The 19146-nt window shown below is 68.0% G+C and carries 20 protein-coding genes; 11 read left to right on the top strand and 9 right to left on the bottom strand.

Going from position 1 to position 19146, the window contains the following annotated elements:
- Positions 1-21: 21 nt before the first annotated feature.
- Together LRH25_RS23945 and LRH25_RS23940 are read right to left on the bottom strand one after the other, a co-directional pair.
- The gene (locus tag LRH25_RS23945) at positions 22-675 is read right to left on the bottom strand and encodes a peroxiredoxin (RefSeq protein WP_141289650.1); all 654 of its coding nucleotides are present in this window, start codon (positions 673-675) and stop codon (positions 22-24) included.
- 121 nt (positions 676-796) lie between these two features.
- Positions 797-1162 (bottom strand): cupin domain-containing protein, encoded by a 366-nt coding sequence (locus LRH25_RS23940; protein ID WP_141289649.1) that lies wholly within the window; start codon positions 1160-1162, stop codon positions 797-799.
- A 132-nt stretch (positions 1163-1294) separates the two neighbouring features.
- On the opposite strand from LRH25_RS23940, the gene LRH25_RS23935 reads away from it, so the two are divergent.
- A complete protein-coding gene (locus tag LRH25_RS23935) occupies positions 1295-2281 on the top strand; it encodes a tripartite tricarboxylate transporter substrate-binding protein (RefSeq protein WP_141289648.1) in 987 nt (328 codons plus the stop codon).
- A 54-nt stretch (positions 2282-2335) separates the two neighbouring features.
- On the opposite strand, the gene dtd is transcribed toward LRH25_RS23935, so the two are convergent.
- Positions 2336-2791 carry a D-aminoacyl-tRNA deacylase gene (dtd, locus tag LRH25_RS23930; RefSeq protein ID WP_141289647.1) on the bottom strand — a complete coding sequence of 152 codons (456 nt, stop codon included), beginning with the start codon at positions 2789-2791 and terminating at the stop codon, positions 2336-2338.
- A gap of 169 nt (positions 2792-2960) precedes the next feature.
- Between dtd and LRH25_RS23925 the strand changes: the two genes are divergently transcribed.
- Together LRH25_RS23925 and LRH25_RS23920 are read left to right on the top strand one after the other, a co-directional pair.
- On the top strand, positions 2961-3383 hold the full coding sequence (locus LRH25_RS23925; RefSeq protein ID WP_141289646.1) for a PA2779 family protein: 423 nt from the start codon (positions 2961-2963) through the stop codon (positions 3381-3383).
- A 103-nt stretch (positions 3384-3486) separates the two neighbouring features.
- Positions 3487-4359, top strand: coding sequence for a PA2778 family cysteine peptidase (locus tag LRH25_RS23920; RefSeq protein ID WP_231012548.1), 873 nt, complete (start codon positions 3487-3489; stop codon positions 4357-4359).
- A 10-nt stretch (positions 4360-4369) separates the two neighbouring features.
- On the opposite strand, the gene LRH25_RS23915 is transcribed toward LRH25_RS23920, so the two are convergent.
- Both LRH25_RS23915 and tyrS read right to left on the bottom strand, forming a co-directional pair.
- Positions 4370-4801: an FKBP-type peptidyl-prolyl cis-trans isomerase gene (locus tag LRH25_RS23915; RefSeq protein WP_141290072.1), complete on the bottom strand. Its 432-nt coding sequence runs from the start codon at positions 4799-4801 to the stop codon at positions 4370-4372.
- A 67-nt stretch (positions 4802-4868) separates the two neighbouring features.
- Positions 4869-6128, bottom strand: a complete 1260-nt coding sequence (gene tyrS, locus LRH25_RS23910) for a tyrosine--tRNA ligase (RefSeq protein WP_141290073.1) — start codon at positions 6126-6128, stop codon at positions 4869-4871.
- 313 nt (positions 6129-6441) lie between these two features.
- Between tyrS and LRH25_RS23905 the strand changes: the two genes are divergently transcribed.
- The 3 genes from LRH25_RS23905 to LRH25_RS23895 all read left to right on the top strand — a co-directional run bounded on the left by LRH25_RS23905 (position 6442) and on the right by LRH25_RS23895 (position 9800).
- Positions 6442-7833, top strand: a complete 1392-nt coding sequence (locus LRH25_RS23905) for a M23 family metallopeptidase (RefSeq protein WP_231012546.1) — start codon at positions 6442-6444, stop codon at positions 7831-7833.
- 31 nt (positions 7834-7864) lie between these two features.
- Positions 7865-9013, top strand: coding sequence for an anhydro-N-acetylmuramic acid kinase (locus LRH25_RS23900; RefSeq protein ID WP_231012545.1), 1149 nt, complete (start codon positions 7865-7867; stop codon positions 9011-9013).
- A gap of 313 nt (positions 9014-9326) precedes the next feature.
- Positions 9327-9800, top strand: a complete 474-nt coding sequence (locus LRH25_RS23895; RefSeq protein ID WP_141290969.1) for an outer membrane lipoprotein — start codon at positions 9327-9329, stop codon at positions 9798-9800.
- Between the two features lie 147 nt (positions 9801-9947).
- On the opposite strand, the gene LRH25_RS23890 is transcribed toward LRH25_RS23895, so the two are convergent.
- Positions 9948-11246 carry an esterase-like activity of phytase family protein gene (locus LRH25_RS23890; RefSeq protein ID WP_141290967.1) on the bottom strand — a complete coding sequence of 433 codons (1299 nt, stop codon included), beginning with the start codon at positions 11244-11246 and terminating at the stop codon, positions 9948-9950.
- 182 nt (positions 11247-11428) lie between these two features.
- On the opposite strand from LRH25_RS23890, the gene LRH25_RS23885 reads away from it, so the two are divergent.
- From LRH25_RS23885 to LRH25_RS23870, 4 genes are read left to right on the top strand one after another with little or no spacing between them, the layout of a single operon-like run.
- Positions 11429-12457: a M14 family zinc carboxypeptidase gene (locus LRH25_RS23885; RefSeq protein ID WP_231012543.1), complete on the top strand. Its 1029-nt coding sequence runs from the start codon at positions 11429-11431 to the stop codon at positions 12455-12457.
- Positions 12454-13266, top strand: coding sequence for an alpha/beta fold hydrolase (locus LRH25_RS23880; protein ID WP_231012541.1), 813 nt, complete (start codon positions 12454-12456; stop codon positions 13264-13266). Before LRH25_RS23885 ends, LRH25_RS23880 begins: the two co-directional genes overlap by 4 nt.
- A 29-nt stretch (positions 13267-13295) precedes the next feature.
- Positions 13296-13580, top strand: a complete 285-nt coding sequence (locus LRH25_RS23875; RefSeq protein WP_141291844.1) for a ribbon-helix-helix domain-containing protein — start codon at positions 13296-13298, stop codon at positions 13578-13580.
- Entirely contained in the window at positions 13577-13903 is a 327-nt protein-coding gene (locus LRH25_RS23870; protein ID WP_141291845.1) for a hypothetical protein, read from the top strand. The genes LRH25_RS23875 and LRH25_RS23870 overlap by 4 nt, the downstream gene beginning before the upstream one ends.
- A gap of 15 nt (positions 13904-13918) precedes the next feature.
- Here the strand turns inward: LRH25_RS23870 and LRH25_RS23865 are convergent, their stop codons facing one another.
- The 3 genes from LRH25_RS23865 to LRH25_RS23855 all read right to left on the bottom strand — a co-directional run bounded on the left by LRH25_RS23865 (position 13919) and on the right by LRH25_RS23855 (position 18510).
- Complete coding sequence (locus LRH25_RS23865) at positions 13919-14800, bottom strand: M90 family metallopeptidase (RefSeq protein WP_231012530.1); 882 nt, start codon at positions 14798-14800, stop codon at positions 13919-13921.
- Positions 14801-14867: 67 nt separating this feature from the next.
- Positions 14868-17234, bottom strand: a complete 2367-nt coding sequence (locus LRH25_RS23860) for a CotH kinase family protein (protein WP_170201007.1) — start codon at positions 17232-17234, stop codon at positions 14868-14870.
- Positions 17235-17370: 136 nt separating this feature from the next.
- Positions 17371-18510 (bottom strand): ABC transporter substrate-binding protein, encoded by a 1140-nt coding sequence (locus LRH25_RS23855; RefSeq protein ID WP_141289803.1) that lies wholly within the window; start codon positions 18508-18510, stop codon positions 17371-17373.
- Between the two features lie 189 nt (positions 18511-18699).
- Between LRH25_RS23855 and aroQ the strand changes: the two genes are divergently transcribed.
- Positions 18700-19146: a type II 3-dehydroquinate dehydratase gene (gene aroQ / locus LRH25_RS23850; RefSeq protein ID WP_141289804.1), complete on the top strand. Its 447-nt coding sequence runs from the start codon at positions 18700-18702 to the stop codon at positions 19144-19146.

Below are 19146 nucleotides of genomic sequence, written 5' to 3'. Positions count from 1 at the left end.
CCCGCGCACGCCAGCTGTCGTTCACTTCGGCTGCGGCGTGGTGCGCAGGTAGGGCTTGATGGTCTTGAAGCCGGGGAAGGCCTTCTCGGCGTCTTCATTCGAGACGGCCGGCGTGATGATCACGTCGTCGCCGTGCTTCCAGTTCACCGGCGTGGCGACCTTGTGCTTGGCGGTGAGCTGCATCGAGTCCAGCACGCGAAGGATCTCGTCGAAGTTGCGGCCAGTGGTCATCGGGTAGGTCAGCATCAGCTTGATCTTCTTGTCCGGGCCGATGATGAAGACCGAGCGCACCGTGGCGTTGTTGGCCGCGGTGCGGCCGTCTGCGCCCACCTCGTCGGCCGGCAGCATGTTGTAGAGCTTGGCCACGGCCAGGTCGCTGTCGCCGATCATCGGGTACTTGACCGCAGCGCCCTGGGTCTCCTCGATGTCCTTGGCCCATTCGCCGTGGCGGTCCACCGTGTCGGCGCTCAGGCCGATCAGTTTGGCATTGCGCTTGGTGAACTCCGGCTCGATCTTGGCCATGTAGCCCAGCTCGGTGGTGCAGACCGGCGTGAAGTCCTTGGGGTGCGAGAACAGGATGGCCCAGCTGTCGCCGATCCACTGGTGGAAATCGATGACGCCCTGGGTGGTCTGGGCAGTGAAATTCGGGGCAGTGTCGTTGATGCGCAGGGACATGGTGTCTCCTTCAGGTTGAACAATCTCGGGCCGGCGGGCTGCAAGCGTAATCGCCTGCGGTGCGTTTTTCCAGCCAAGTATTTTTCGCCATGCGGCCAGCGCGCCAAGCGCCGCGATCAGCTCATTTTTCGACGATCACGAAGTGCTTGCGCAAGGCTTCCAGCACCTCGAAGGAGCCGCGGAAATTCGGCGGGATCATGAGCGCCTGGCCGGGGCCGACTTCAGTGAAACCAGCACCTTCTTCATGGACCCGCGCGCGGCCATGCAGCACGTGGAAATACTCGTGCTCGTTGGGGCCGAATTCGATGCGCCAGCGGCCCGGCTCGCAATCCCAGATGCCGGCCGACACGCCTTCGGCCGCGCTTTCATACAGCGTCCAGGTGCTGCGCTGCGGTGCACCCACTTCGCGCCGGGATTCGCGCGGCTGGTCGATCACCGGTGGCTGCTCAGCAAGCGAAAAAGGGATGACGGTGGGCATGGCGGGCATGACAAGGCGCAGAGGTTCACGGGGCTGCAGATGGTAGCGTCAGCTTACGTAGTAACCGCGATGGCGCAGCCCCCTGCTGCGCCTAGCATCCCGCCCATCCCATCCTCACGCCCCCACAGAAGGAGCACCTCCATGAACCGTCGTTTGTTCGGCGCCGCGTTGTCCGCGTTGCTGGCTGCGCTCGGCGCGCAGAGCGCCCATGCCGAATACCCGGACCATGCCATCACCATCGTGGTGCCGTTCGCCGCGGGCGGACCGACCGACAAGGTCGCACGCGACTTTGCCGAGGCGCTGCGCAAGCCGCTGGGCAACCAGGCGATCGTGATCGAGAACGTCGGCGGTGCCGGTGGCACGCTGGGCGCGACCAAGGTCAGCAAGGCGGCACCGGATGGCTACACGCTGCTGCTGCACCACATCGGCATGGCGACCTCGCCGGCGCTGTACCGCAACCTGGCCTACAAGACGCTGGACGACTTCGAATACCTGGGCCTGATCAACGAAGTGCCGATGACGCTGATCGGCCGCAGCACGCTGCCGGCGACCAACTACGCCGAGCTGGCCAAGTGGCTGTCCGCCAACAAGGGCAAGATCAACCTGGCCAACGCAGGCCTGGGTTCGGCCTCGCACCTGTGCGGCCTGCTGTTCCAGCAAAGCCTGAAGGAAGACATGACCACCGTGCCGTACAAGGGCACGGCACCGGCCATGACCGACCTGCTGGGCGGCCAGGTGGACATCATGTGCGACCAGACCACCAACACCACCAGCCAGATCGAGTCCGGCAAGGTCAAGGCCTTTGCGGTGACCACGCCGGCCCGCCTGCCAGGCGCCCTGCTGTCCAAGCTGCCAACGCTGGACGAAGCCGGCCTGAAGGGCTTCAACGTGACGATCTGGCACGGCCTCTACGCACCCAAAGGCACGCCCAAGGCAGTGGTGGACAAGCTCAATGCCGCACTGAAGACCGCACTGAAGGACCCCGAGTTCCACAAGCGCGAAGAAGCGCTGGGCGCCGTCGTCGTGACCGACAACCGCACCAACGCCGCGGACCACAAGAAGTGGGTCGAGGCCGAGATCAACAAATGGGGCCCGGCCATCAAGGCCGCAGGCCAGTACGCGGACTGACCCAGCCAGGACCGGCAACCGAGCGCCCTGCGGGGCGCTTTTTTCTTGGTGCGGTCAGCGCACCGTGATCGGGATCGTCACCGGGCCGTCGTTGACGAGGTGCACCTGCATGTCGGCACCAAACTCGCCGGTGGCGACGATGGCGTGGCGCTGGCGGGCCAGTGCGACAAAGGCCTCGTAGAGGTTGCGGCCCAGCGCTGCAGGCGCGGCGCCGGTGAAGCTGGGGCGGTTGCCGCCGCGGGTGTCGGCCGCCAGCGTGAACTGCGAGACGACCAGCAAGCCGCCGGGCGTGCCGTGGCCGTCCAGGTCGGTCAGGCTGCGGTTCATCTTGCCGGCGCCGTCGCTGAAGATGCGCAGCTTCAGCAACTTGTCCAGCAGCTTGGCGGCCTGCACTTCGCCGTCTTCCGGCTCGGCGCAGAGCAGCACCAGCAGGCCGGGGCCGATCGCACCAATGGTCTGGCCGGCCACCTCGACGTGGGCCTGCTTGACACGCTGGATAACGGCAATCACGGGGCAGCTTCCTCTCAAGAAGTTCACGATGGCAGGGCCCGCGATCATAGGTGCGGCGATAGGTGCGGCGGCGGTAACAGACCGGTACACGGCCTCGCCAAGGCGCCGGTAGCATGGGGAACTGGCAGGCCTGCGGTACGGCCTGCACCCCGCTGTACTGGAGTCCCTGATGCCCTCTTCCCGTCGTGCCACCCGTTGGCTGTGCCTGCTGCTCGCAAGCAGCCTGTCGTTTGCCGGCTTGATGCAAAGCGCGCAAGCCGCGCTGATCGGCACCGAAACCGTCGCCGCAGTACAGGCGGCGGAACAGGCCGGTGGCAACCAGGCGGATGGCCGCGCCTTCCTGACGCAAGCCCTGCAGCGCGAGGATGTGGTTGCTGCATTGCAGCAGCGCGGTCTCAGCGCCGACGAAGCCAAAGCCCGGGTGGCAGCCCTCAGCGACGAACAGGCGCAGTGGCTGGCCGCCCAGGTGGACCAGGCCCCCGCCGGCGCCGGCGACATCCTCGGTGCGCTGGTCTTCATCTTCGTGCTGCTGCTGATCACCGACGTGCTGGGCCTGACCAAGGTCTTCCCGTTCACACGCTCGGTGCGCTGAAGCCGCGGCGATGAGCCACGCCCAGGGGCGACGACGGCTGCTCCACGCGCTGGCGGCACCGTGCATCGCCTCTCTGGCGGGCTGCACCAGCCTGACGCCACCCATGACGGCTGCCTTGCAGGCCCAGGCGCCGGCAGGCCTGCCCCCGCGCGTCGAGCTGGCCGGGGTGCCTTTTTTTGCCGACGACAGCACGCTGTGCGGCCCCGCCACGCTGGCCGGCGTGTTGCAGGCTGCCGGCTTCGCAGCCACGCCGGCCGAGCTCGCGCCGCAGGTCTACCTGCCAGCCCGCGAAGGCAGCCTGCAGCCCGAGATGCTGGCTGCCGCCGCGCGGCACGGCGCGTTGGCCACGCGGATGGCGCCCGAACTGCTGGCCTTGCTGCGCGAACTCGCCGCGGGCACGCCGGTGCTGGTGCTGGTCAACCTGGCGCTGCCGTTCTGGCCGCGCTGGCACTACGCCGTGCTGGTGGGCTACGACCTGGGCCGCGGCGAGTTGCGGCTGCACTCGGGCATGGACGGCCATGCCAGCTGGCCCATGGCCACCTTCGAACACACCTGGGCCCGCAGCGGGCATTGGGCGATGGCCGTCACACCGCCCAGTCGGCTGCCAGCCACTGCCGAACTGCCGGCCTCGCGCGAAGCGGTGCTGGCGTTGCAGCGCGTGCAGGGTGCCGCAGCCAGCCTGCCGGCCTGGCGCGCTGCCGCGGCGCGGTGGCCGCAAGACCTGGTGCTGGGCATGGGACTTGGCAACAGCCTGTATGCCCGCGGAGACAAGGCCGAGGCGGCAAGCCAGTTCGAGGCACTGGCCGCGCGACTGGACAGCGCCGCGGCCTGGAACAACCTGGCCCAGGTGCGCTGGGAACTGGGCCAGCCCGAAGCCGCAAGGCAGGCGGCGCAGCAGGCCTGGCGCCGCGCCGAGCAGGCAGAGCCCGCCTGGGCCGACGCGGTGGGCCAAACGCTGCGCCAGGTCAACCCATGAAACTTCCTGCTCAGTTGCCGTTGATGCCCAGCAGCTCGACTTCGAAGTTCAGTGTGGCGTTCGGCGGAATCAGTCCACCACCAGCGCCCTTGCTGCCGTAGGCGATGCCCGGCGGGCAGGTCAGCTTCGCCTTGCCGCCAACCTTCATGCGCTGCAGGCCTTCGGTCCAGCAAGGGATCACGCGGTTCAGCGGGAACTCGGCCGGCTCGTTGCGGCTGTAGGAGCTGTCGAACTCCTTGCCGTCCATCAGCGTGCCGCGGTAGTGCACCTTGACCTTGTCGGTGGCCGACGGGCTGGCGCCGGTGCCTTCCTTGAGCGGGGTGTAGACCAGGCCGGAGGCCGTGGTCACGGGCGCGGGGTCGGCCGCATGTGCGGCGCCGGACAGCAGGGCCACGGCGCAGGCCGCGGCAAGGGTCAGCGAAGAACGCAGGGAACGGGTCATCTCGTCGGTCCTGAAAAATTCCGGCTCGGCCGGAGGAGCCGCGAGCTTACCCGGGCTGCATGTTGTTTCAGCTCAAAGTGACACGTGCGAACTTGCGCTTGCCGACTTGCACGACAAAAGTGCCGGGCTGGACTTTCAGGCCCTTGTCGCTGATGACGGTGCCGTCAATGCGCACGCCAGCCTGCTCGACCATGCGCAGGCCTTCGCCGTTGCTGGCCACCAGGTTGGCCGCCTTCAGCAGCGCGCCAATGCCCATCGGCGCGCCGCTCAGCGTCAGTTCGGGAATGTCGTCCGGGATGCCGCCCTTGGCTCGGTTCTGGAAATCGGCCTCGGCAGCGTCGGCCGCTGCAGCGCTGTGGAAGCGCGCGGTGATTTCCTTGGCCAGCATGACCTTGGCGTCCTTGGGGTTGCGCCCGCCTTCAACCTCGGCCCTGAGCTGCGCGATCTCGGCTTCGGAGCGGAAGGACAGCAGCGTGAACCACTTCCACATCTGCTCGTCGCTGATCGACAGCGTCTTGGCGAACATGCTGTTGGCCGGCTCGGTGATGCCGATGTAGTTGTTCTTGGACTTGGACATCTTCTCGACGCCGTCCAGGCCTTCGAGCAGCGGCATGGTCAGGATGCACTGCGGCTCCTGGCCGTATTCGGCCTGCAGTGCGCGGCCCACCAGCAGGTTGAACTTCTGGTCGGTGCCGCCCAGTTCCAGGTCGCTCTTCAGCGCCACCGAATCGTAGCCCTGCATCAACGGGTACAGCAGCTCGTGCAGCGAGATGGGGGTGTTGGACTGGAAGCGCTTGGTGAAGTCGTCGCGCTCCAGCATGCGGGCCACCGTGTACTTGGCGGCCAGCTCGATCATGCCGCGGGCACCCAGCGGGTCGCTCCACTCGCTGTTGTAGCGGATCTCGGTGCGGGCAGGATCCAGCACCATCGAGGCCTGCTGGTAGTAGGTCTTGGCATTCGCCTCGATCTGCTCGCGCGTCAGCGGCGGGCGGGTGGCGTTGCGGCCGGACGGGTCGCCGATCATCGACGTGAAGTCGCCGATGAGAAATATGACCGTGTGCCCCAGGTTTTGCAGCTGGCGCATCTTGTTCAGCACCACTGTGTGGCCGATATGGATGTCAGGCGCAGTGGGGTCCAGCCCCAGCTTGATGCGCAAGGGCTGGCCGGTGGCTTCGGAACGCTGGAGCTTCTTCACCCAGTCCGCCTGCGGCAGCAGCTCGGCACAGCCGCGCTGGCTGATGGCCAGCGCTTCGCGCACGCCGTCGCTCAGGGAAACGGCCGCAGCAGCTGCGCTGTCAGACGGGTTGGCGCCAACGGGCGCCGGCATGGCAGCGGATTCGGACATCGGTGTAAATAGCAGGTGTTTGCCCGGTTCGGGCGCGCCTTTTGGCGGAAGTGTCACAGGTATACTCCGCCGATTCTTTTTTCGAGCCGGCAGCACCGCACGAACAACGGACAAAAAGCGGGTGGAAACGAGTGGAGAAGGAGTTCTTGCTTCCGAGCAAGGACCGCGATTCTACGGGGCTGCAGGATGGTGGATGACGGCAGGCGCATGGCGCCCGGTTTTGCCGTCTTGGCACATGGTGCACGCTTTGGCGTGCACGCCGCACACAGGACGGAGCATGCAGCTCCGCTGAAGATTGAAGTCGTCGGGCACACCCTCTCTTTCCGCCCTGCAGCGCGCCCTGGCGCCCGCAGCACAGTTCATCCACTCGCATCCCCGCGGTTTTTCCGCCGCCATCCTGGCCTTGCTGGCCGGCACTGGCGTGACCGCCTTCGGCATCGCGCCGATGGCGCCTGACGCGGCCGACCTGCCCAAGCGCCTGGTGGTGCAAACCGTCACCCCCGAAGCGCTGGCGCCTCAGCTCGAGGCCCTGGCCGACGCCGAGCTGCAGCTCAACCGCAGCGACATCACCCGCCCCAGCGACACACTGGACAGCCTGATGCAGCGCCTGGGCGTGGCCGATGCGGCCGCGGTCCAGTGGCTGCGCCTGGACCCGATCGGCCGCAAGCTGGTCGAGGGCCGGCCCGGCAAGATGATCACCGCCTCGCTGAGCGGCAGCGGCCGGCTGGCATCGCTGGTCGCGCGTTTCGCGACCGACGACGACAGCCAGGGCCAGGCCCGCTTCAGCCGGCTGACCATCGAGCGCGACGCGCAGGGCCGTTGGCAATCGCATCTGGAACAGGCGCCGCTGGAATCGACCCAGCGCCTGGCCAGTGGCACGATCCGCAGTTCGCTGTTTGCCGCGACCGACGAATCCAACATCCCGGACGCGGTCGCCACCCAGATCGCCGAGCTGTTCTCGACCGACATCGACTTCCGCCGCGAGCTGCGCAAGGGCGACACCTTCAGCGTCGTCTACGAGCACCTGACGGCCGACGGCGAACCCATCACCTGGAACCAGGGCAGCGGCCGCGTGCTGGCCGCCGAATTCATCAATGACGGCCATCCGCACCAGGCGGTGTGGTTCGGCGAAGGCAAGGGCGGCTACTTCGACCTGAACGGCGAGAGCAAGCGCCGCAGCTTCCTGGCCAGCCCGATGGAGTTCTCGCGTGTGACCTCCGGGTTCTCGATGCGCTTCCACCCGATCCAGAAGATCTGGAAAGCCCACCTGGGCGTGGACTACGGTGCACCGATGGGCACGCCGATCCGCAGCGTCGGCGACGGCACCGTCGAATTCGCCGGCCAACAGAACGGCTACGGCAACGTGGTGCAGATCCACCATGCAGGCGACCGCACGACGCTGTATGCCCACATGAGCCGCATCGACGTGAGGAAAGGCCAGCACGTCAGCCAGGGCGACCGCCTGGGCGCCGTCGGCATGACCGGCTGGGCCACCGGACCGCACCTGCACTTCGAGTTCAAGGTGGGCGGCCTGCAGAAGGATCCGCTGGAGATCGCCAAGTCCTCCGAGACCATCAAGCTCGACCCATCGCAGCGCGCCCGTTTCACCGCGCTGGCACAAGCCGCCAAGATCCAGCTGACCGTGGCCAACGACACGCGTGGCCAGCAGACCGCTCGCGTCGAATGACGCCGCGCTGCCAAGCAACGAGCTGAGGAACATGGACAACGCCGATCTCTACATCGGCCTGATGTCAGGCACTTCGCTGGACGGCATTGATGGCGTGCTCGCCGCCTTCGAGCGCGAGAGCGCCACGATGCAGGTGCTGGCCCACGCCCATGCGCCCTTCCCCACGGTGCTGCGCGAGGAACTGCTGGCGCTGAACCAGCGCGGCGCGGACGAACTGCACCGCGCAGCACTGGCCGCCAACGCGCTGGCCACGCTGCAGGCCGGCGTGGTGCAGCAGTTGCTGCGCCAGCATGGCTGCCGCGCCCACCAAGTCATTGCCGTCGGCTCGCATGGCCAGACGGTGCGCCACCGCCCAGGCGAGTTCGACGGCCTGGGCTACACGCTGCAATTGAACCAGGGCGCGCTGCTGGCCGAGCGCTGCGGCATCGACGTGGTCTGCGACTTCCGCAGCCGCGACGTGGCTGCCGGTGGCCAGGGCGCGCCGCTGGTGCCGGCCTTCCACGCGATGGTCTTCGGCGGCACCGAACGGCCGCGTGCCGTGCTGAACCTGGGCGGCATTGCCAACCTGACGCTGCTGCCCGGCAGCCGCGACCCGGCCACGCCGGTGCGCGGCTTCGACTGCGGCCCTGGCAATGCACTGCTGGACCACTGGGCCCAGATGCACCTGGGCCAGGCCTATGACGAAGCCGGCCGCTGGAGCGCTGGTGGCCAGGTCCAGCCCGAATTGCTGGCCAGGCTGCTGGCCGAACCCTTCCTCGCCGCGCCGCCGCCCAAGAGCACCGGCCGCGACCTGTTCAACGCGAGCTGGCTGATGCGCCAGCTCGCCGGCCTGGGCAAGGCCGCGGCCCTGCCCGCGCCACAGGACGTGCAGGCCACGCTGGCCGAGTTCACCGCACAAAGCACCGCGCAGGCGCTGCTGCAGCACGCTCCGGCCAGCGCCGACCTGCTGGTCTGCGGCGGCGGCGCGCTGAACGACGACCTGATGCGCCGGCTGTCCGCCGCGCTGCCCGGTGTCATGGTCAACAGCAGCGACGACGCCGGCCTGCCACCGCTGCAGGTCGAAGCCGCCGCCTTCGCCTGGCTGGCCCGGGCCTTCATGCAACGCCGCCCCGGCAACCGCGCCGAAGTGACCGGCGCCCGCGGCCCCCGAGTGCTGGGCGCACTCTACCCGGCAGGCTGAATGGCGCAGCCGGTTCGCGGGAATACCGCGAACCACCCGCCAAGCGGGTGCGCGGCCGCTTGGGAGCGGCCCGGCGCTGGCCGCGCCACGACAGGTCTTCACTTCCGCTCACCTGCCGGCAATGCAGCGTGCATTGCCGGGTGTCCAGCGCTGAAGACTTCTCGCCCGCCTGCGCTTGTCCGCGCTCAAGCCGGGGACACTGGTGGCGCGCACAATTCGCATTGGCTCCAGGCGGCCTCGCTGCCCTGGACAAGTCCTGTCAACGCCGCCTCGGCCGCAGGCGTTCTGTTCCGCTCAACACACTCGATACATCATGCAACGCCTTGCTTCCCGCCTGATCCTCGCCACGATGGTGGCCACACTGGCCGCCTGCGCCACCTCCAGCCCTGACGTCGTTCAGCGCGGCGACGCGCAGCGCATGTCCACCGTGCAGGACGGCACCATCCTCAGCCTGCGACCGGTGACCATCGATGGCAGCCAAAGCGGCCTGGGCGGCGCCGCCGGTGCCGTCGTGGGTGGCGTGGCCGGCTCTGGCGTTGGCGGCTCGCGCGAATCGGCCATCGTCGGCGTGATCGGTGCGGTGGCCGGTGCGGCCATCGGCAATGCCGTCGAGCGCTCCTCCACCAAGGAAGAGGGTGTGGAGTTGCTGATCCAGCTGCGCAACGGCGACCGCCGCGCCATCGTGCAGGCCAAGGGCAACGAGAACCTGCAGGCTGGCGATGCGGTGGTCATCGTCACCACCGGCGGCAAGGTGCGCGTGACCAAGGCGCCGCCAGTCGTCAACTGAGCATCTGAATCAACGACAAAAAGGCCGGTCCGCTTCGCAGCGGGGCCGGCCTTTTTCATGGGCGTGGGCGTCCTCCCCTCAAGGGCCAAGGAAACGTCCCTCGGGGGGCGGGCCGGGCACAGCCCGGTCCTGGGGGCTCACAGGACTTCAGTTCAGCGGCGTCTTGTCCTTGAGCGCCAGCTTCTGGTCCAGCTTGACCTGCAGGAACTCGGTGATGTCCGGCACGCCGGCGGTCTTGCTGCTGCCCGGGTAGTTGTTGTCGTTGATGATCAGCAGCGTGCTGGCGTCCAGCACCAGCACGTCTTCGATCGTCACCCATGGGAAGGTGAAGGTCTGGCTGCTGTCCTGGTTCAGGTCGTGCGGGTCGGCCAGGTTCATCAGGTCGGCGATCTCGGTCTTCTGCACATTGCCGTCGGCGTCGACCACGTTCAGGTCGATCAGGAACACGCGCTTGAAGCGCGGGTCCTGCGTGCCGTTGCGCTCCAGCACGATGAACTGGTGGGCGTTGACCGCCGTCATGTCGCCGATGTTGGTGCCGGCGTCGTCGAGCTTGTAGTGCCACTGGCGGCCGGTGTAGGCCTCGTCGTCCACGCTGAACTCGTTGATGCGCAGGGTCTTGGGCGTGTCGCCCACCACGCTGCCTTCGAGCAGCGTGTAGAGGTGGTCGCCAGCTGCATTGATGGCCATGCCTTCGAAGCCGTTGGAGCCGTTCAGCGTGGGCTGCGCGCCGTTCAGGAAGGGGTTGTCAGGCGACTGCACGCCGGCCATCGGGATGGCAGCGCGCAGCACCTTGCCGTTCTTGTTGGTCTTGACCAGGAACGGGCCGAATTCGTCGCCGAACCAGAAGTAGCCGTTCTTGTCGCGGCGCATCGATTCGATGTCCAGGTCGCTGCCGGTCAGGTAGCCACCGTCGCGCACCTTCTGCGGCACGGGGATGTTGGCAGCGCCAGGGCCACTGCCCGAGTACGGGTAGAACTCGCGGTCGGCCACCTTGGTGAAGCCGATCAGCCCGTCCGGGTCCTTCAGCGCGGTGAAGGTTTCGTCGGTGAACGCGGCGACCACGGCACCGGTCTTCTCATTGACCGGCACGACATTGCCTTCGCCGACCAGCGCCGCGCCGTCCCAGCTGCGGAAGTTGGGCTGCAGCGTGTAGGTGCGCAGCATCGCGTCCGGCGAGTTGGCCTTGTTGCCGAAGCCGTTGTCCGGCATCACGCGGTAGGTGCCGGCGACCGGGCCGGGCAGCACGGCGGAGAAGCCTTGCACCGCCTGCTTGTCGACCAGCGGCAGCGTGCGGCCATTGGCCGACGACACGAACTGGCCGGCGGTCGGGCCCTTGGCAAAGGTGTCGGCCGGCATGCTGGCGTAGCCGACGAGCTCGGCGGCCTGGGCCGCGGCACACAGCGAGGCCAGCGCCAGGGCGCTCAGCACAAAACGGGGAAAGCTCATGGTCTGCTCCTGAGGAAATGCTTGAATGCCGCGATGGTCGTCAGATCACATGACGTGCCCGTGAAGTCCCGGTGAAACCCCCGCGTCAAACTGGTCCGCGGGCCATGACACCCGCATGACACACGAACGGCCTACCCTCGCGCGATGCCGTTGCAGATGTTGTGGTCACCACCCAAGTTGTCATGCCCGTCCTGCTGCCGGAACTGAGCGCGATCCGCCGGCTGGTCGACACAGGCGCGCCCTACCTGACGCTGCACACGCTGGGGGAGATCGACGCCGGCCACGGCGAGCGCTTCCCGCTGCTGGCCGTGAGCATGGGCAGCAGCGACCCGGCCGCACCGGCGCTCGGCGTGTTCGGTGGCGTGCACGGGCTGGAGCGCATTGGCGCCGAGGTGGCCATGGCCTTCCTGCGCAGCCTCGTCGAACGGCTGGCTTGGGACGACACGCTGCACCACCTGCTGGCCGGCATGCGGCTGGTGCTGATGCCGCTGGTCAACCCCGGCGGCTACTGGCGTGGCAGCCGCGCCAACCCGCGCGGCGTGGACCTGATGCGCAACGCGCCGGTGGACGCGCAGCCGCCCGTGCCCTGGCTGGTCTCAGGCCAGCGCATCAGCCCGGTGCTGCCCTGGTACCGCGGCCGCGCCGGCCAGCCGATGGAGGTCGAGAGCCAGGCCTTGTGCGCGCTGGTCGAAAGCGAGTTGCTGGGCCGCGGCTTCAGCATCGCCGTGGACTGCCACTCCGGCTTCGGCCTGCACGACCGCATCTGGTTCCCGTATGCGCACACCGCGCGCCCCGTCGAACACCTGCCTGAGCTGCATGCGCTGTGCGAGGTGTTCGACCGCGCGCAGCTGCACCACCGCTATGTGTTCGAGCCGCAGAGCCGGCAGTACCGCACCCATGGCGACCTGTGGGACCACCTGTACGACCAGGGCCAGCGCCAGCACCCGGGCAGCATCTTCCTGCCGCTCACGCTGGAGATGGGCTCCTGGCTGTGGGTCAAGAAGAACCCGCGCCAGCTGTTCAGCCGGCACGGGGCGTTCAACCCGCTGATCGAGCACCGCCGTCAGCGTGTCTTGCGCCGTCACGTCGCGTGGCTGGACTTCATCGCCCGCGCCACGCTGGGCCATGCGCACTGGCTGCCAGCCCCCACTGAACGCCACACCCAGCTCGAACTGGCGCTGAACCGCTGGTACCGCACGCCGCGCGCATGAACGCCCCCGCCTCACCGTCAACATGGGTGCTGCTGCGCGGCCTGACGCGCGGCGCTGGCCATTGGGGCGACTTCCCGGCCCGCCTGCAGCAAGCCCTGCCCGGCGCCCACCTGCTGCTGCCCGAGCTGCCCGGCAACGGCGTGCGCCATCGCGAGCCCAGCCCGACTTGCGTCCCGGCCATGACCGAAGCGCTGCGCGCGACATTGCAGCCCGTGCTGAAGGACGGCCCGGTGCACCTGCTGGCCCTGTCACTGGGTGCGATGGTCGCCTGCGACTGGGCCGCGCGCCACCCGCAGGAGCTGCGCGGCGCCGTGTTGATCAACACCAGCCTGCGCCCCTTCAGCCCCCTGCATCACCGCCTGCGCCCCGCCGTGCCGCTGGCCCTGCTGCGCTGGCTCTGGCGCCTTCGCAGCGCCCGCGGCCGGGCCCTGGCAGGTCCGGCCTGGGAAGCCGAGCTGATGGGCCTGACCAGTGCCCTGGCCGCCAGCCAACCCCTGCGTGCCCGCGCCGTGCTGACCCACTGGGAAGCCCTGCGCCGCGCCAACCCGGTCAGCGCCGCCAACACGCTTCGCCAACTGTGGGCGGCAGCTCGCTATCGGGCGCCACTGCAGCCGCCCGCCGTGCCGATGCTGGTGCTCAACGGCGCCGCCGACCGCCTCGTCAACCCCGCCTGCTCACAGCGCCTGGCGCAAGCCTGGCAACTGCCGCTCGAGGTCCACTCGCTTGCCGGGCATGACCTGCCGCTGGACGACGCCGCTTGGGTGGCGCAGCAGGTGGCAAGGTGGGCGGCCGGAGATGTGCTGCGTTAGGATCAGCACACATCACCGGGGACGCCGCCATGAGCCGCACTGTCACTTTCAATCTCGGCGACGAGGCCATCGCCTCGGTGCAACACAAGGTCAACGCAGGCCTCTACCCCAGCGCAGATGCCGTGCTGGAGGCCGCCATCCTCGCGCTGGACGACCGCGACACCACCGTCGCCAATTGGCTGCAATCCGAAGGCGCCGAGCGCCATGCCCGACTGAAGAGCGGCACCCTGCCCACCATCAGCGGCGACGAGTTGATGAGCCGCGTGCGTGCACGCCTGAAAGCACCCAATGCCAGCCCGAAGAGCGCCGCTTGATTCCGCAGTACGAGGTCTTGTTTGGTGAGGCTGTCGAACAGGACATCCTGGATCTGTTGACGCAGCCACATCCGCATTTCACGGAAGATGAAACCCTCGCCTTCATCGACGACTTGCAGCAGCAGGTCGTCAAGATCCTGAGGCTCAACCATGCGATCGGCACGGCGATGGACTCGACCATGCCTGACTTGCTGGTGACGCATCACCGTGGCTTTGCGGTGCTCTACGTGCCGGACCACATGGCGCAAACCGTCACGGTATTGGGTCTGCTGGACACCCGACGTGAATGGCGGCGCATCTCCTCTGGCCGAGCGCCCGAATGAGCGCGCCGAGCCGGCTCACCAGCTGGCAGGATGCTGGCCGTAAGCCTCGCTGAGCACCTGATACAGCGCCGGGTGCTGGTCCAGCAGCGCTTGGGGCTGCTCGAAGAAGACTTCGCTGGTCACGGCGAAGAACTCGGCGGGGTCGGTGGCGCCATAGGGGTTGAGCAGGCCGGGTGAGGCTTCGGGCGTGCCGGGTTCAGCCCATTGGCCGCGGGCCAGGCGGGCGTGCAGTGCGTCGAACTCGGCCTGCATGACCTGTGACCAGCGGCGGGACTGGGCGCGGGTGCCCAGCAGTGGCGCGCCGTTCGCCGGGCCGTTGGCCTGGTCGAGCTGGTGGGCGAATTCGTGGATCACGACGTTGTGGCCATCGCTGGCGTCGGCTGCGCCAGCGACAACGTCCTGCCAGGACAGGATGACCTGGCCCTGCTGCCAGGATTCGCCCGACAGCACGCGCCGCTCCTCGCGCTGCACGCCGGCCGCACCGCTGTGCACGCGGTCCACGATGAACGCTCCGGGGTACAGCAGCACCTGGCGCAGCCGGTCGAACGCGACCTCGGGCCGGCCCAGCAGCAACAGGCAGGCCTGGGCGGCGATGGTCACGCGCATCTCGTCGTTCACCTTCAGGCCGGCGCAGCCGATGAAGGCCGTCTCGGCGAGGAAGACCTGCATGCGCTGCTTGAGCTTGAGCTGCAGGTCCGCCGGCAGCTTGGCGACCAGCGGCACACGCTTGCGCAGCACGCGCCGCCAGGCCTGCGGAAACGGTTGCCGCGCGAGCCGCGCGCGGCGCCAGGCCTGCCAGCGCGGCTGCAGCAGCAGGCCGGCGACGAAAAAGGCGGTCGCCAGCAGCACGGCGCTCATGGCCAGCAGGCTGGCCGGGTCGGACCCGGTAGGGTTCATGAGACTTCCTCCAGACCTGAAGATGGCGCACAAAGCGGCCAAATCAAGCCCGGGGAAAGCGCCAGCCTCATGGCCCGCCGTTCGCTCCCAACGGCGTGGCCTGCGCCTGCCGCCCCCACAGTGACGAGCCACTGGCGCGGCGGCCGTAGGACGTGTCGGCCGGCTGGGCGCGCCAGGCGATGGTGTCCAGCAGCGTGACGCTGCTGCCCGATGGCGCGTACAGCGCCAGCGCCTGGCCCTTGGGGTTGGCGCTGAAGCTGGTGTGCAGTTCACCGGCGGCGGGCAGGTTGTCCAGCCAGACCAGCAGGTAGCCATGGGCCGGCACGCTGGTGCCGGCCGGGAACGGCCAGAGCGTGGGCTGGGCGGGGTTGTTGGTGAGGAAGTGGCCGGTCAGGCTGTAGGCCTGGCTGCCGGGGTTGTAGAGCTCGATCCAGGGGCTGTGGTTGCCGGCTGCGGTGACGATGCCGCTGCGGTTGTCGGGCAGCACTTCGTTGAGCAGCAGCGGCTGGGCCAGGTTGGGCGAAATGCCGGCCAGGTTGGCATTGATGTAGGCAATGCGCTGGGTCACGAAATCCTGCAGCGCGGCGGGCGAGGCGTCGAAGCCGGTGTTGTCCTCGCGAAAGCGCTTGTAGACGTCGCGGTGCGTGTCTTCCAGCACGGCCTGGTGCTGGGCGTTGATGCGCGGGTTCAGGATGGCGGGCGTGAACTGCGTGGCCAGCAGTTCGGCGATCTTGTTGACGTACTGCTGGCGGAACAGCGGCACCGTGAGCAGCCGCGAGGTCAGCACGTTGTAGGTGTTGATCGATTGCCGCGGCGTGGTCTTGACGCCCTTGAGCAGCGACAGCGTGGTCTGGTAGAAGGCCTGGTCGAAGTCCTTGGGAATGAGCTCCCACACGGGGCTGTCCGGGCTGCGGTACATGTAGTAGTTGTGGCCCACGTGGTCCCAATCGCCGGTGAGCTGCATCGCGGCCAGGTAGTCCAGGTAGCTGTCCACGTTGATCACAGACGAGATGACGGCCGGGAAGTCGGCGTCGGAGGTCACGTTGACCGTCTGCACCAGCGCGGCCAGCGCGGGGTAGCCGTCGTCGTTGTCGCTGTGGTCGTCCCAGGCGGTCGAGTAGTCGTCCAGCACGCGGAAGTTGGACGCGACCACGTCCTGCGCTTCCAGCAGCTGGCCCTTGGGGTTGATGGCGCGGGCGTTGAAGAAGTCGTCGTCCACGTCTTCGAGGTGGCTGAACAGGCCCAGGTACTCGCCGTTCACGTCCAGGTGCGCAAAGCTGCAGCTGGAGAACAGCGTGGACACGCCTGCGAGTTGCGCGGCAGACAGGCACTCGGCCAGTTGCGTGGTGTCCAGCCCCGAGGCCTTGAGGATCAACTTGTCGCGGCCCTGGAAGGGCACGCCCTTCTTGAAGTTGACCTTCCAGGACTTCTTCTGGTTGTTCAGGCTGGTGGCACCGCGGAACTTCACGCCAATGCCGGGGAAGAGCAGGTTGTCGCCGGCGAAGTCGGCCGTCACGTAATCCGAGTCCGGGTTGGCCTGCAGGATGGCGTACTGGTCGGCCGGGATGGTCAGCTGGAAGGCCGGCAGCGTGCTCTGCGTGCGGTCCAGCGGCGCAGCCGAGACGGGCGCGGACCAGGCGCTCTGGTTGCCGAACACGTCCACCGCGGCCACCTTGTAGAAGCCGGCAGTGAACGGCGCGAGCGCGTCGTCGAAGTAGCGGCTGCTCGGCACCGGCTGGGCGGTGAGCGTGGTGTACGGGCCGCCGGACGAGGCCGCGCGGCTCACCAGGTAGCCGGCCAGGTCGGCCTCCGTCGAATCGGGCCAGGTGACGATGTTGCGGTAGTAGCCGCCCAGCGCGGCGACCGAGGCCGGCGCCTTCGGCGCGCGGGTGTCGGCCTTGGTGGACTGGACCGAGATCGCCGCGATGGTGGACTGGCCGATGCTGGCCGGGAAGGTGACGTTGAGCTGGCCGTCGGCCACGGTGACGGCGAACTGGTAGGTCACCGCGTAGTTGCGGCCGAAGCGGGCGTAGAGGTCGAAATCCTGCAGCAGCGGCACGCCTTCGGCCAGCACCGAGAACTTGCGCAGGTTGGGCCCGTTCTGCAGCAGCTCGACGAACTGCATCGTCAGCAGGTAGCTGCCGTTGGCCACGTCGAAGCGGTATTCGCTGGCGCCCTCGCGCACGCTGTTGACCAGCGGCGAATAGGCGGTGTTCTCGATCACCTGCCCGTAGTACAGCAGCGAGGGCGTGCTGGCGGTGCCGCCAATGGCACCAGACCCGTTGCTGGCGTCATAGAGCCGGTCGGCGCTGTAGACCGCGTCGTAGCGGCCACCATTGCCGCCACAGTCCAGCCGCGCAGTGCCGGCGAAGGCCGCGGGAGACAGCAGCCAGGCCGCGCCCACCAACGCCAGCGTTCGAATCGTGTACAGCATGGGTCTCCTCCCGTTGCCAACCAGCGCAAACAGTGGAGCGTCCATGCTTCTGAAGCCACAGCGCCCCAAGGGGGCGAGTATGAGCGCCACGTCTCGGCGCCCCAAGGGGTCAGACTGGGGGTGCCGTCACCTGTTTTCAGTACACGACGCGGCCGTCGCGGTCGATCATCGAGACCGAGGTGCTGCGGCGCGGGCCTTGCTCCGGGTGCAGCGCGATGCGGTAGCCGCTGAGGTCCATCACGTCGCCGGCGGCCAGCACCTTGGCCAGCGCGGCGCGCGTGGGCGTGCCGGGCATGCGCTGCAGCGCGGCAATCAGCACGCGGGCGTTGACGTAAGCCTCGGTCATCGTCAGCGTGGGCTCGATGTCCTGCGGGCCGTACTTGCGGTAGGCCGCCTCGAACTCGCGCATCAGTTCCACGCGCGCATTGCGCGGGTTGGGCACGACCTGCGAAATCATCACGCCATGCGCCGCCTCCTTGCCCACCACCTGGGCCAGCTGCGTGGCCTCCGCAGACGACAGCGCCACCAGCTGGCCAGTGCCCCTGTCCTTTCGGTAGAGCTTGCAGAAGTAGGCAACTGCCGCGGTGTTGGACGCCAGCACCACCGCCTGGTGCGGCACCTTCTGGATGGCTCGCACTGCATCCTCGACCATTGCGGTGTCGGCCGGGTGCGCGGCCAAGGCGACCAGCTTGATGCCGTGCCTGGCCGCCAGTTCCTTGGCCAGCTCCTGCAGCTCCAGCCCGTCCTTGTCGTCGGTGGTCAGCAGTGCCACGCGGTTGGTCTGCATGGTCTCCATCTGGCGGAACACGGTTTCCAGTTCGTCGCCATGGCTGGCGCGGGTCAGGTAGACCAGCGGGTCGCGCTGGCGGTGCACCGCCAGCGCGCCCGAGCCCACGCCGATCACCGGCAGCTGCAGGCTCTGCAGCAGGTTGCGCTTGAGCAGTTCGTCCAGTGTGGCGCTGCGCACCGTGCCCAGCATCGCCACCGGGTTCTCCTTTTCGGTCAACGCACGCACCTGGTTCGCCACGTGGCCAGGGTCCTCGTCCACAGAGACCAGGCGCAGCCGCTGGCCATTGATGCCGCCAGCGGCGTTCACCGAATCGAACGCGACCTGCGCGCCGACCTGCATGTGCCAACCCAGCCCGCCACTCACGCCCGTGAGCGGCGCCACCTGCAGCACCGCGAGGTCTGCCGCTGCCGCCGTGCTCGCCACCGCACTGGCTGCCAGCGCCCAAGCGCCGGCCCACCAGAGCCCCCAACTGCCCTTGCCTGCCATGTCCGAATGTCTCCTGTTGTTGTCGCCCGTCAGCGCTCTGCCGCGGGCCTTGCTTGTCGCGGGCGCAGTATGGTTTTCAGGCCGGTGGGTGGCAAGACCGCCGCTGCATGTAACTTCTTGGTAACGCGCAATTCCCGCACCGAACGAGGGAAGACCCCGAGGCTTCGGCAGCGTGTAGGCTTACGCCTCATGAACATCCTTGTCCTCCACGGCATCAACCTGAACATGTTCGGTCAGCGCGACCCGGCCCAGTACGGCCGCGCCACGCTGGCCGAGATCGACACCAAGCTCAAGGCATTGGGTAGCGAGCTTGGCGCCGATGTCACCAGCTTCCAGACCAATCACGAAGGCGAGATGGTCGAGCGCATCCACCAGGCCTTCCGGGACGCGGTGGACGCCGTCATCATCAACGCCGGCGCGTGGACGCACTACAGCTACGGCATTCGCGATGCGCTGGCGATCCTGAAGGCGCCCATCATCGAGGTGCACATGTCCAACATCCATGCCCGCGAAGCCTTCCGCCATCACTCGGTCTTCGCCGAGATCGCCAAAGGCCAGATCGCAGGGTTTGGGGCCGAGAGCTACCTGCTCGGGCTGCGGGCTGCGGTCAGCGCGGTCGCCGCGGCCAAGGCCTGA

Source organism: Ideonella azotifigens, assembly GCF_021043325.1.
Lineage (GTDB): Bacteria > Pseudomonadota > Gammaproteobacteria > Burkholderiales > Burkholderiaceae_C > Ideonella > Ideonella azotifigens.
The sequence above is the reverse complement of the archived record's forward strand: the minus strand, read 5'-3'. Positions and strand labels throughout refer to the sequence as shown.